The organism is Lactobacillus sp. XV31L (assembly GCF_059900865.1).
Window position 1 is genome coordinate 151,898 of sequence record NZ_JBWXGC010000001.1, and the last position, 13,826, is coordinate 165,723.

A 13,826-nucleotide genomic window follows, 5' to 3' on the forward strand; every position below is an offset into this window, starting at 1 on the left:
CGATGAGCAAGACAAAGACGGTTTACTTCGGTGCCGGCTGGTTTAACGACAAGCAAAACAAGGCTTATAAGGCAGCAATGAAGGCCTTAGAAGAAAACCCAACAATTGATCTGGAAAATAGCTATGTTCCCTTGGACAACCAGTACAAGGACATCAATGTTGCTGAACACCCAGAATACCTGCATGACCGCGAGTGGGCTACAGCTACTTACCGCGGCGACCTAGTTGGCATCAAGTCTAGCGACATCATGATCGGCGTCTACTTGCCAGAAGAAGAAGATGTAGGCTTAGGCATGGAACTCGGCTACGCCATGGCGCAGGGCAAATACATTGTCTTGGTCATTCCTGATGAAGATTACGGCAAGCCGATTAACCTCATGAGCTGGGGCGTTTGCGACAATGCTGTTAAGATTAGCGAGCTTAAGGACTTCAACTTCAACCAACCCAAGTTCAACTTCTACGATGGAGCTGTGTACTAAAAAAGCTTGGCTTGTAATAATTATTAAGCATGTGTGCAAGCATAGTTGCTTGCCAGATATCAAAAGCGATCCATGTCAGGATCGCATTTTTTGTTGCAGTATCGTAATTTCCGCATTATTAGCGCACATAAAAATGCCCTGCTAGTTAATTTCAACTTTCCTAGCAGGAACACTCGTAAATTATAAAAAAGTTTTTTTAAACTAAATACTGTCTACTAGGCCTGGTAGCGGGACTCGCCGTTTAAGTAGGTCTCGCTCAAAGTCATATCCGGGTTCAAGACCAAGAAGTCAGCATCCTTATCAGGGGCAATGGAACCGCACTTATCCAGGACATTAGCGCTCTTAGCTGGGGCATAGGACGCCATCATAATGGCCTCTTCCGGCGTGGCAATGTTCCAGTCAACCAGGTTCTTCACAGCCGTCTTTAGCTGCAGGATGCTGCCAGCCAGATTATCGCCATCTTTTAAGCGGGCCATTCCGTCCTTAACATAGACTGGCAACTCGCCCAGCATGTAGTCGCCATCGGGCATCATACCGGCTTCCATGCAATCGGTAATCAGGCAGATGTGCTCAGGTCCTTTGAGCTGGACCAATGCCCGTACCATCTCTGGTTTAACGTGGTGCCCATCGCAAATTATTTCATCAGTCACATTGTTCAAGGACATGGCTGCATTGGATATTGATGAGTCATGGTGGCCTGGATCAGGCATTCCGTTAAAGGTATGGTTGAACATGGTTGCACCTGCTTCCACGCCAGCTTTAGCCTCAGCAAAAGTCGCACTGGAGTGACCCAAAGAAACGACTACGCCTTCTTTAACTGCTGCCCGGATAAATTCTCTAGCGCCCTTGCGTTCAGGTGCCATGGAAATCTTATTCAACAAGCCGCGTGATTCTTCTCGCCACGCATTAAATTGATCAAGGTCTGGGTCAAGCAGGTACTTAGGATCTTCAGCGCCAGCATGTTCGGGCGTGAAGTATGGTCCTTCAAAGTGCAGACCTTGGATCTTGGCCCCGGTGCCCTCACCCTTGTGCTTGCCAAACATCTGGCAGATCCGCGTCAAGTTATCGGCTGTCGTAGTATAAGTAGTGGGCAGCCAACTGGTAACACCAGATTGCAAAAAGCCTTCAGCTAGATGGTTAATACCGTCCCAATCACTCTTAGTTACGTCCTCTTTAAGTGAACCGTGAACATGTGTGTCAACCAGGCCCGGCACAATCCACTTGCCAGCGTAATCAACAATCTTGCCCTGGGGCTTTTCGTCTTCGGCATAATAAAAGCCAAACTTGCCATCATCTTGAACTTCAAGGTAGCCACCCTCTTCGGTCACGTTTTCAAGGAAAAATTTATCTGCATGAATGTAATAAGTCATTGTCTTAGCCCTTCCATTAAAATTATCTTTTGTGTATTTATACGCTTATTCTAGCTTATTCAACTGGTCTTTACCAGTTCAACCCCAATTACTAACGAAAGTTTTGGTTTTTTAGTTATAATATGTAGTAAGAAGACTATACAGGAAGCAAAATCATGATTAAAGATACGCAAACAAACAATCATCAATTAGGCGCACTGACCGGTGCAAGCAAGTGTGAGGATTATTATGAACTCCATTTTGCCACCGGCGAAGTTGCACATTTTTACGTTTTGGCAGACGGTATTTTTCGCTTTTTACTCGATCCTGCACAAAATTTCAACACGGAGAGCACTCCGTTTGTTGACTTGTCCTCCTTTACCAGCACCGCCTTTGACCAGTCTCAAGTGCAGGCGACCAACGACTCATTGATTATAAAGGCCGGCAATTACAGGATTATCTTTGGGCAAAAGCCGGCAGTGCTCAGCATCTTCGATGAGACTGTGCACCATACCCGGATGAAGCAGGCCCGACCCCTAGAGTTGGCTGCTGATTCAAGCCGCGAGTTTTTACAGCAAAACAAAAATGAATTTTACTTTGGAGGCGGACTGCAAAACGGCTACTTCAGCCACAAGGGCCGCAAAATCGAAGTAAAGCGGGACCACATCACTGGCAAAGGCGGCGTTCCTCTGCAAGTGCCATTTTTCTGGTCGAATTCAGGCTACGGCGAGCTGCGCAATACCAACTTGGCAGGCACATACGATTTTGGCAAAGAAAATCATAGCGAAACGATGATCAGCCACCAAGACCCCGTATTTGATACCTTCTACCTGATCGACAGCACGCCGCAAGGCATTTTGGCAAAGTACTATGCACTAACAGGCAAGCCGGCAATGCTGCCCAAGTATGCTTTTGGCCTAGGCCACATTGGCAACTTCTACACAACCTGGTGGCAGCCAAGCCAAGCCAAGCAGCGCAACGCAAGCAAGTTTGGCGACAATTATTACACACGCACAACTGACGAAAAGTGTGTATCGGGACGGGCATCACTCAACGGTGAAGAGAATTATCAATTTTCGGCACGGGCGATGCTGGACCGCTACCGTGCATTGCACTTCCCCTTGAGTTGGTTTATCCCTAATTATGGGGTTGAAAAATGTAGTTTTCAGTCGCTTGACTTCTTCAATGACTATGCTGCAAGCCAAGGCGTGCAGCCGGGCTTCTGGCATGCCAAAAGCGATACATTGCCTATGAAAACTACCCTTGCCTATACAAACAATAGTGCACTGATACCTACCGATGCAGCGAATTTGCAAGACCACCTGCGGCACAAACGCCCCTTTGTCTTAAGCGATAACGGCTTCATGGGCATGCAAAAGCGCGCGGCACTTATTTTTGCTAGCATTGGTGGCAATTGGGAAAATATTCCTACTCAAGTTGCAGGCCTCGTTGGTGCCAACTTATCAGGTCAGCCCCTTGCCGGAATAGCAGTTGACGGCGCCCAAGGCGGCGGCAATGCGCAAATTTACGTGCGCGATTGGGAGTGGAAGGTCTTTACCCCTCTCCTATTCAACCTCGACGACCAGGGTGATTTCAGCAAAACGCCTTTTGCTTATAATAAGAAGATTACAGACATCGCACGCACATACCTGCAATTGCGCAGCCGCTTGACCAACTACCTCTACACTTTAAACGCACAAGCGCGCAAGGGTGAGCCTATCCTGCGGCCTCTTTTCATCGCATTTCCTGATGTACCTGCCAACTATACCGAACAATTTGGCAGCGAATTTATGTTGGGAGACCAGGTTCTAGTTGCCCCAATTACTAATGGCCGCGAAGATGAAGCAGGCAACACGCTCAAGGATAATCTCTACCTTCCTGGCAACCACACGATGTGGATCGACCTCTTTACTGGGCAAAAATATGCTGGCGGCCGGGTCTATAATAACTTGTCATACCCACTCTGGCACCTGCCTGTTTTTGTACGCGGGGGCAGCATCTTTGACTTGGGCAACCGCGATTACGTGCTTTATCCCCAAGAAGAAAGCAAAGCCGTTATTTATGATGACGATAATTTGAGTGACTTCGAACACAACCATTGCGAAACCCACATTACCAGTAAAGTTGATGCAAGCAGGTTAACGGTGACGATTGAGCCCGTGAAAGGCAGGTATCCTGACTTTGATACGCAACAGGAAACCAAGTTGACCATTTTGTGTGACACATACCCAGACAGAGTAACGGTCAAGATCAACGACCAGCTTGTTTCCATTCAAGAATATGGGTCTCTTGATGCCTTTGACCATGTCCGCGAAGGAATTTTTTATAATACCAATTATGGTTTGGCAGAATTTAGCCGGTACCATGAGCAAAAGCAAACAGCATTGCAAATCAAACTAGCTAGTCGTGATATCACTGATACCAAAATTGAAATAACACTAACCAATTTCAATTATGGCAAAAACGCGTTGGTGCACTCAATTACCAGCAGCATGCTGCCTACACCTAAGCTGCCTGCTGTTGATTCAAACAAGATCACAGCCCACTCATTCGAGCTTGACTGGTCAAGACCCAACAATGTCCAAATTGAGCTTAACGGTATTCTTTATGAAGGAATCACCGGTACAAGCTTTACTTTTCATGAGCTGACTCCAAACACGCGCTACATCATCCGCATGCGCTATGCCAGTGGCAACAAAGTTTCTGAATGGTCTGAACTCTTTGGCGTTATTACCAAGCATGCTGCTGAAGATTATGCAATCACTGATATTGCAGTTGCCAGCAACCGTACCAGTCGCCCGCACCATCCTCTTGCTTATCTGGCTGACCTGAAATTGGCTAGTGAGTGGCAGACTGATGATAGGGCTACACCGGATAATCCAGTTGAACTAACCTTCACTTTTGAACAAGTAGAAAAATTGAGCAGGATGGTCTTTGTTCCGCGCATCCTTGACCACCAAGGCGATCCAGTCGATGTCAGCCTTGCTGTATCAAGCGATGGTGAGAATTATGCTGCCTACGTTGACCACTTGAAGTGGAAGGCCGACAGTAAGAACAAGGTAGTAGGATTGCGCGACGTCAGAGCCAAGGCCATTCGCTTGACCATCTACCAGTCCTCAGGACCAATTGTGGCTGCACGTGAAGTAATCATTTACCGGGCAAAAAACTAATCTGCTATAATCCAGTTCATTAAAACAAAAGTAATATGGCCTCCAAGTTGGAGGCCATATTACTTTTGCAAAAAAGACATTCAAAACTGAATGTCTTTTACTTTGCCCAAAATCGATTGAATCTAATATCTTTCTCCATACAAATATTGATCCAGCTTGCTTTAAGCAAATTTGTCTTTCTTAATTACCCGGTAAATGGAAATGAGCAAGACCAGAATCGCACACAGCATTGCGACATAAGCCATCGGCCCGATAGTGATGGCTGCATGTGCTTGGGCACTGGCCATCCTGTTTTCCACTGCATATTCCACAATCCATTTGCGCATCAAGTGGGGCGTCAAAACCAGACTTACCGTGGCCACAATCGAAGCCAGCAAGGCCGTGTTCCTGGCATAAGGCTCCCGCAAAAATTGCGCCAAGACACAGAAGGCTGGCGCAACCATCAAGAGCAAAACCCACATAATGATGAGGCGACCTGCGCCACTGTTCATCATTTGTGCGCTATTAGCCGCATAACGATACTTGCCCCAGAGTTGACCACTTGTCAGTGTATTAAGCAAAGTTAAAAAGTATGACCCTTGCTGGCCGTATATTCCGCCGCGATTGGACAAGATGCCTTGCACAACCTGCAGGCCATCAGTAGAACCCGCAGTAGAAAAATCAACAGTCACGACTTTTTTCATATAAGTAGCCAGAAACATGACAATCGCTCCACCAAATTGCAGCGCGCGCAGCATGCTCAACTTCCGGGATGCCTGCAGCTTGAATTCCAAGCTAAGAACATGGCTAGGATGGTGGCTATGACCAATAACTAAAATGCCGATTACAACAACAACTGCCAGTAATGCCAGCAGCCACCAGAGCTTGGCCATAATAAGAAAAATCGCTAGGACAACGACTGCTACTGCTAGATAGGGCCGGTCTGAAAAGATTTCCCAAAAGTTCAGCTTCAGCTGGCGGTAGTCAGAACGCTTTTTAAGGTCCTTTGGTGGCAATCCAGCAGCTGCAGAAGCGGTCTTTTGCGCATCATTTATGTGTGTTTGTGCTTTTCTTTGACGGTATTCACGTCTTGTCATGTATGAATCTTTCTCCATAAGCTCCTCTTCCCTTCAGGAACATAATCCTAGCACGTTTCACGTCGCATTTTCACTGCTTTAGCAAATTCTTAGCAAATTTATTGTGCTAAAATAAAAAAGATAAGGTTTTTTCACAAAGTTAAAAAAGAAGGATGAGAATGTTTTGATTAGTTCCACTAAACTACCAGCAGGCTGGCACAAGTCGTTTTATACCTTATGGCTAGGCTGCTTTATCACGGGCATGGGCTACTCAATGACCATGCCATTTATATCCCTGTTCATCGCTGACCTGGGTCATTACAGCAAACTGCAGATTAGTCTTTATTCTGGACTGGCATTTGCTGTTACCTTTATTGCCCAGGCAATAGTTTCGCCATATTGGGGTAACCTGGCTGACAGAAAGGGCCGCAAGCTAATGTGCATGCGGGCTTCTGGCGTCATGGCCTTGACGATTACGGCGACCGGCTTTGCCCCAAACGCAATTTACATCATCGTGATGCGCTTTATTCAGGGGGCCTTTTCTGGCTATATCAACAACGCTACGGCTTTGATTGCCGGTGAAACGCCCCATCAAAAGAGTGGCTGGGTGATGAGCCAGATGATGACGGCTGGAACAGCCGGAAACCTGGTCGGACCTCTTCTTGGCGGCGTTCTCTCCAATTTCTTTGGCAATTGGCTAGGAGCCGTGTGGGGCTACCGGATTCCCTTCTTCATTACGGGTTTCTTAATGGTGTTGGTCTTTTTGGGTTCGACCTTTTTAGTTAAAGAAGAATTTACGCCTGTCTCACGTTCAGAGATGAAACCCATGAAAGAAATCATGCATACTCTGCCTAACGTTAAATTGATTGTTGCAATGTTTGTTACTACTCTTCTGGTTCAAGCAGCCAACATGTCAATTGACCCGATTGTCTCCTTGTATGTGAAGTCAATGATGCCTAATAGTAATAACATTGCCTTTGTGGCCGGTATTGTGGCCGCTACACCAGGGCTGGGGACGCTGCTAGCAGCATCTCGCATTGGCCACAAGATGGACGAGATTGGTCCACTTAAGATCTTGCGGGTAGGGCTAATTGCTGGTGCTGTCCTCTTCATTCCAATGGCACTGACCAGTTCTCCTTGGACATTGGCTGCCCTGCGCTTTTTACTGGGCATTGCCAGTGCCGGGATGTTGCCGGCAGCGCAAACCGTCTTGACTCTGAACACGCCTCCTGAAAGTTTTGGCCGCATCTTTAGCTACAACCAGTCTTTTCAGGCTATCGGTTCGGTCTTTGGCTCTTTGATGGGTTCAACCATTTCAGGTCTTTACAATTACGCCAGCGTCTTCTGGGCAACCGGCCTGACCCTCCTGCTCAACTTCATCCTAATCATCTTCTTCAGTTTGAAAAAACAAGCTAATAATTAATAGTAACTAACTCCAATGTAGTTGGAGTTTTGCATTAAATAGAAAAGTAAAACTAGCAGATTGAACTTTTTGCTGCGTTTAGGGCCGCACACTGGCAGATTAAGACCAATCACTACTTTAATCCGACAACTGCAAAATAAGAGCGTGTTTTTGAAAGACACGCTCTTTATTTAATCATTTTTAGTGGTAACCTCATCATCACTAAGCGAATTATTAAGCAATTCAAGCTGCTTGGGAATGGATAGCACTGCTAAAGATTGGCAAGATTTTGTTAAGCAGCACATAGACTAATTCTCGTCCATTTAAAATAGCGTAACAAAAAAGCGTGATCGCAAAATCACGCTTTTAGCTTATTAATTTATCTTTAGGCTAAATCTGCACCATTTGTGGCAATAACCTGCTTGTACCAGTCAAAGGACTTCTTCTTATACCGCTTAAAGGTTCCATGTCCTTCATCATCTTCATCAACATAGATAAAACCATAACGCTTGGACATTTCACCAGTTGACGCACTGACTAAGTCGATACAGCCCCAAGGCGTATAACCCATCACATCTGCGCCATCGGCAATTGCCTCTGAGATAGCTTCAATATGCTGGCGTAAATAGTCAATACGGTAGTCATCAGCCACATAATGATTGGCATCAGGCTGGTCAAGTGCACCCAGTCCATTTTCTACAATAAAAAGCGGCTTTTCATAACGGTCATAAAGCTCATTTAAGGCAATGCGCAAGCCAGTGGGGTCAATCTGCCAGCCCCAGTCGCTGGACTTTAAGAAGGGGTTCTTAACGCCACCCATCAAGTTCCCGGAAATCCGCTCTTGGTCCTGATTAGTCACGTCCACAACTGATGACATGTAGTAGCTAAAGCCAATGTAGTCAACTGGATAATCTGCAAGGAGAGCCAATTCTTCATCGGTGTAGTCCAAATCGCTTAACTTAACCCCATCACGAGCTAACAAGCTCTTTGTATAAGCCGGATAATGGCCCCGTACCTGCACATCAGCACAGAAGAAGTTATTAGCCTGGTTGTTTTGCAAAGTGGCCAGTTGATTTTTAGGGTTAGCATCATAGCTATAAGTAGTCGCATAAAGAATCATGCAGCCAATCTGCATGTCAGCCTTTAATTCATGGCCAATCTTGACTGCCTTGGAACTAGCAACAAATTGGTTGTGCCAGGCTTGGTAGATGTTCTTCTTGTCATTGGCACCATTGCTGGTGGTTAGTCCTTGACTCATAATTGGAAAGTGGGCAGCACTATTAATCTCGTTGAAGGTCATCCAGTATTTAACCTTGTCCTGGTAACGCGTTAAAACCGTGCGGGCGAAGCGCTCATAAAAGTCGATCAACTTTTTGTTCTTCCAGCCACCGTATTCTTTGACAAGATGAAGCGGCAATTCATAGTGCGATATGGTAATTACTGGCTCAATCTGGTGCCTGAGACATTCATCAATTACTGCATCATAAAACTGCAATCCTGCTTCATTAGGCTCTGTTTCATCCCCATTAGGGAAGATTCGCGACCAGGCAATTGAAAAGCGGTAACACTTAAAGCCCATTTCGCCAAACAAGGCAATATCTTCCTTAAAGTGGTGGTAATGATCAATCCCGATATGGTTCGGGTATGTGCGTTTAGAATCAATAGTAAAGTCAAAGTCAGGTGCATTGACTAACTCCATCCGGTCCTTGCCACCAGGCAACACATCAGGCAGCGATAGTCCCTTACCACCTTCTTGATAGGCACCTTCTAATTGGTTGGCAGCAGTAGCTCCACCCCATAAAAATCCTTTGGGAAAATTCTTTGTCTCCATAATTTCTCCTTTTCTTATTTTAATTCAAGTAAGTCATCGCCAACTACCACTTTACCACTGACAAGCGATTTAACCTCGTGGTAATTATTGGAATTAGTAACAATAACTGGTGTTGTCACTTCGTACCCAGCTTGCCTAATAGCAGCTAGATCAAAATCAATCAGTGGTGTTCCAACTTTAACTTTTTGATTCTTTTTAACTAAAATCTTAAAGCCCTTACCATCTAATTCAACCGTATCCATGCCTATATGAATCATCACTTCAGCCCCATTGGTTGACCTCAAGCCAATCGCATGGCCGGTTGGAAAGGTCATTGCAACCTCGCCGTCAAAGGGAGCACACACTTGTCCGGTTTCCGGTTCAATTGCAATGCCCTGGCCCATAGAACCACTAGCAAAAACTTGATCTTTAACCGCACTAAGCGGAACAACTCTACCATCAAGTGGGGCAATTATTTTTTCAGCCTGATTGTAGGTAGCTTTCGCCACATCATTGACATTTACTGCATTTGCCTCTACTGAATTTTGCATCGATTCATCAGCTACTGCAGCTTCACCATCAAGTTGGGTATCAACACTCTTTTTGCCAAAGAGCATTTGGAAAATAAAGCCTAAAACAAAGGCAATCGCCATTGCAGCAATTAGTCCATATACCTTCCCATCTACCCCACTTTTACCAATTGCATCCGGTATCGAGAAGATGCCCATGCCAGCCATAATGAAGACCTTGGTACCAAATAAGCCGATTAAACCACCGCCAATAGCAGAAGCAATACAACTTATAATGAAAGGGGTTTTCCGCGATAAAGTAATGCCATAGATTGCAGGCTCAGTAACGCCAAAGATGCCAGAGACAAAAGCCGGAATGGCAATACTACGAGTTTTTTCATTTTTAGTCTGGAAGACAATAGCTAAAACAACTCCAATTTGAGCGAAGGAAGCCGCTAAAGATAGTCCTAAAATCGGATCATAACCCATAGCCGCAATATTACTCATCATAACAGCTACAAATCCCCAGTGGACACCAAAGATAACAAATACTTGCCAAAAAGCACCCATTAAAACTCCCGCCAGCACTGGACTGAAACTATATATTGCACTAACAACAGCTGCAATGCCGTTACCCAGCCAAGTAGCTATTGGGCCTATTACAATGAAAGTGACTGGAATAGTGACCAGCAGAATAGTAAACGGAACTAAAAATGTTTTCACAACGTCGGGAATAATTTTGCGGGCTACTTTTTGCACTTTAGTAGCAAACCAAATAGATATAATGATTGGAATAACTGATGAAGTATAATTCATCGAAATTACGGGGATTCCGAGAAAGGTCATATGGACAGGCGCTTGTAAAATAGTCCCCTTAAAAGCAGTGAACAGCGCCGTTTTACTGCTAGCCATGCCAACGATTGATGGATAGCAGAGCGCTGCCCCAATGGTGGCGCCTAAGTAGCTATTCAAGCCAAACTTTTTAGCTGCTGAAATCCCCAAAATAACTGGCAAGAAGTAGAAGAGACTATCGCCGATGGCATTAAGAATAATATAAGTCCCTGAGTTGGCTGAAACCCACCCCAATGCCAGAAACATTGCATTAAAGCCCTTAATCATCCCAGCAGCACACATTGGACCTAAAATCGGATTAAAAATACCAGAAATAAGGTCAATAAACCTATCCAACAAGTTCATATTGCTAGTGTCAACATAATCATCAGCAACTACGCCATCGCCTTCAAAACCACCGAGCTTAACCAATGTGTCATAGACATCAGCCACATTGTTGCCAATAACAACTTGGTATTGGCCGCCTGACTTAACTAGTGAAAGCACGCCATCGGTTGCCTTCATTTTATCATCATTCGCCTTATTTGTATCCTTTAACTTAAAGCGTAGCCGCGTTGTACAATGTACCACGCTAGCTACATTTTCTTTACCGCCAACATTGGCGATAATCTTGCGACTTAAATCTTCGTAAGCCATATTTTCCTCCAAAAAATAAAAAACCCGCGAACGCCAAAGTAACGTTTTTGCAAAAAGCTGCAAAAGACCTTGGAATTCTTGGGTTTATGCCTGTAAAAACAGTAACACACCGTTTAACTATTTAATTATTGCTTAGCTTGGGCCTCGCTTTGAGCTTTTTGCTCCTTTGCTTTTCTGTCTATGCGTCACCCGCCAAACATGCAGGGTCAGATACACTTCATCATCAGGTTGCAATTTCCAGCCAGCTTGATCATACAAATAAGTGCCAATTTTCTTAACTGTTTCGTAGGCCCTTTGGTATTTGACCCGCATTAGTTCAATCAGTGATTGATCAAGCTCACTGCCTGTAGCATCTTCGCCAATCCGATAAAGGTGACGTACCATGAAGGAACGTAAATGGGTCATAAAGCGATTAAAGTTAAAAGACTCACTATCAAGCTGAATACCATATTGATATTCCACTATTGAAATCACACCACTTATTAGCTTGGTGATTTTAATAGTGTCTTGCAGCTTGCCTTGCTTAGACCCCGCATTAATAAAATGGTAAGTCAGATAGACCAGCTCGGAATTAGGAAAAGTCAGCTTTGTTTCCTGCTCAATTAAACCTAACGCATCTTTGGCTGCCTGATACTCATTAGGAAAAAGCTTATTCATTTCCCAACCAATGGTATCCTGACCCAATTCAAGTCCTTCATCAGTCCGCTTTAACATAAAGTCGATATGATCAGCCAAAACCAAGTACTTGTAGTCCGAAAAATTAACTTTTAACCGCTTAGAAACTAATGAAATAACCTCGTTAGTCAGAGATAGGGTTCGTGCATCAAGGTCACTAACACTGTCAATTAACTTGATGTTTTTTTCAACAGCAACAAAGCGACGTGTGATTTTTGCCTCATCAATTGGATCACCACGCTTTTTGCCAAAGCCAATGCCGTTCCCAATTACTACCCAATCAACACCAGAATTTTCAGATACCAAGGCAGCGTTGTTGTTAAAATTTTTAATAAATTTCACTCAGCCAACTCCCTTACCAATAAAAAAACCTATAAAGAGCAAAAAAAGCGCTTTTTATAGGTTAATGCCTGATCGAATCAGTAACACACTTATTTATATGTCAATAATCATACACCAGCATTAAAGCGATTTCAATACTGAATTGAATATTTTGAATCAGTATTTACAAAATTTATGCTATAGAAGTACTCTTGAGAACAGCAAAAAGCTTTATCACTGCTTCTTTATTTGCATGATTCGATATACCTGTTCATTTGATTAATTAACTGATCATGCTTGCAGTCTTTAGCAGTTAGCAGAACAATATTAGCTCTTCCTAGGCCCAATTTAACCTTTATTTTAATTATCATTTTAACTGTGAATTACACTTGGGCTAAAGTTTGGGCCGGCTCTTTTAAGCAGGCCTTTGGCTTAATTGATGGTAGAATAAACTCAACTAGAACTATGAAAGGAACAAGCATAATGGTCCAAAAAAAAATCACGCCCACAGCAGCCAAAATTTGGGCCACGGTCCGCACCGCTTTTTTGGGTGCCCTCTTTTACTTAGGGGTGGCTTTGATCTTCTGGGGCTCAGGCTTTGGTAGCTCATACCTGGTTCAAGAAAACGCAGAACAAGCCAGTAGCGGCTTAACGGCGCAAAAAGCTGACGCTAACAAAAAGCGCAAGACCACTTACGATGCCAGCAAAACTGAATCAATTAGCGCCAGCAGGATATGGCAATCCAAGCAGAAAAAAGCCTATGCCATTGGCCGTATTTCTATTCCTGCCGTCAACATTCACAATCCCTTGTTTGCTGGCTACGGCGACCATAACCAAAACTTGGAATACGGCGTGGTCACCTGCCTGCCTGACCGCGTGATGGGTGGAACTAACAACTATGTTCTGGCTGGTCACTACATGGGGGCGCATGGTCCTGCCGTCTTGGATAACCTGCACTTGACTAAGCCCGGTGACCTCATCTATGTTACCGACCTGCACCAGATTTACGCCTATCAGGTCAAGCGCATCTCCTTTGCAATCAAGCCTACCCAAGTTGAGGTTGAAAACAATATCAAGAATCAGAGCATGATTACCCTGATTACATGTTCAGACTTTAACACTTCTAAATATGGCTATGGCGAGCACCGGACAGTTGTCCAAGGTGATCTGATCAGCCAGGTCGCGGCCAGCAAGAAGAACCTGCTTGCAACAGAATTGACAGACAAGACGGACACCAATAAGACCAAGCAGCAAGTAAACCTGCCAGCAAAAAAAGACCACAAGACGATTAAAAGAGTGGAACGCGTTCGCCCGGTAGCCCAGACCAAGTTTTACCAGAGCACAAGCTTCATTAAAACAGCTATTATTGCCTTTACCGTAATCTTTTTGCTAGTCATCGGCTGGAGCATAATGCGGATTTGGTTGCCCCACCATAAAAGTTAAATATCTTTACTATAAATGAAATATCCCTTTTAGCAATATTCTACTAAAAGGTTATTTTTGCTTGTTAAAATAAGACAACGCTTATTAAATAGATACCGGTAACAGCATACAGATCAGGGTCAGGA

The 13,826-nt window shown here is 44.5% G+C and carries 9 protein-coding genes; 4 read left to right on the forward strand and 5 right to left on the reverse strand.

The annotated features are described in order from the left end of the window. Positions 1-2 precede the first annotated feature (2 nt). Positions 3-479 carry a nucleoside 2-deoxyribosyltransferase gene (locus tag AC2JF7_RS00700; RefSeq protein WP_500726086.1) on the forward strand — a complete coding sequence of 159 codons (477 nt, stop codon included), beginning with the start codon at positions 3-5 and terminating at the stop codon, positions 477-479. A 215-nt stretch (positions 480-694) separates the two neighbouring features. Here the strand turns inward: AC2JF7_RS00700 and nagA are convergent, their stop codons facing one another. Then, complete coding sequence (gene nagA, locus AC2JF7_RS00705; RefSeq protein ID WP_500726088.1) at positions 695-1,849, reverse strand: N-acetylglucosamine-6-phosphate deacetylase; 1,155 nt, start codon at positions 1,847-1,849, stop codon at positions 695-697. A gap of 155 nt (positions 1,850-2,004) precedes the next feature. Between nagA and AC2JF7_RS00710 the strand changes: the two genes are divergently transcribed. After that, positions 2,005-4,998: a glycoside hydrolase family 31 family protein gene (locus AC2JF7_RS00710; protein WP_500726090.1), complete on the forward strand. Its 2,994-nt coding sequence runs from the start codon at positions 2,005-2,007 to the stop codon at positions 4,996-4,998. A 161-nt stretch (positions 4,999-5,159) separates the two neighbouring features. On the opposite strand, the gene AC2JF7_RS00715 is transcribed toward AC2JF7_RS00710, so the two are convergent. Continuing rightward, positions 5,160-6,092 (reverse strand): cytochrome C5, encoded by a 933-nt coding sequence (locus AC2JF7_RS00715; protein WP_500726091.1) that lies wholly within the window; start codon positions 6,090-6,092, stop codon positions 5,160-5,162. Positions 6,093-6,237: 145 nt separating this feature from the next. On the opposite strand from AC2JF7_RS00715, the gene AC2JF7_RS00720 reads away from it, so the two are divergent. Further along, positions 6,238-7,476, forward strand: coding sequence for an MFS transporter (locus AC2JF7_RS00720; protein WP_500726093.1), 1,239 nt, complete (start codon positions 6,238-6,240; stop codon positions 7,474-7,476). A gap of 364 nt (positions 7,477-7,840) precedes the next feature. Here the strand turns inward: AC2JF7_RS00720 and AC2JF7_RS00725 are convergent, their stop codons facing one another. The 3 genes from AC2JF7_RS00725 to AC2JF7_RS00735 all read right to left on the reverse strand — a co-directional run bounded on the left by AC2JF7_RS00725 (position 7,841) and on the right by AC2JF7_RS00735 (position 12,279). After that, positions 7,841-9,286, reverse strand: a complete 1,446-nt coding sequence (locus AC2JF7_RS00725; protein WP_500726095.1) for a 6-phospho-beta-glucosidase — start codon at positions 9,284-9,286, stop codon at positions 7,841-7,843. Between the two features lie 14 nt (positions 9,287-9,300). Then, entirely contained in the window at positions 9,301-11,262 is a 1,962-nt protein-coding gene (locus tag AC2JF7_RS00730) for a beta-glucoside-specific PTS transporter subunit IIABC (protein WP_500726097.1), read from the reverse strand. Between the two features lie 132 nt (positions 11,263-11,394). After that, positions 11,395-12,279, reverse strand: a complete 885-nt coding sequence (locus AC2JF7_RS00735; protein ID WP_500726100.1) for a PRD domain-containing protein — start codon at positions 12,277-12,279, stop codon at positions 11,395-11,397. A 462-nt stretch (positions 12,280-12,741) separates the two neighbouring features. Between AC2JF7_RS00735 and AC2JF7_RS00740 the strand changes: the two genes are divergently transcribed. Beyond that, complete coding sequence (locus AC2JF7_RS00740) at positions 12,742-13,701, forward strand: class A sortase (protein ID WP_500726101.1); 960 nt, start codon at positions 12,742-12,744, stop codon at positions 13,699-13,701. Positions 13,702-13,826: the final 125 nt, after the last annotated feature.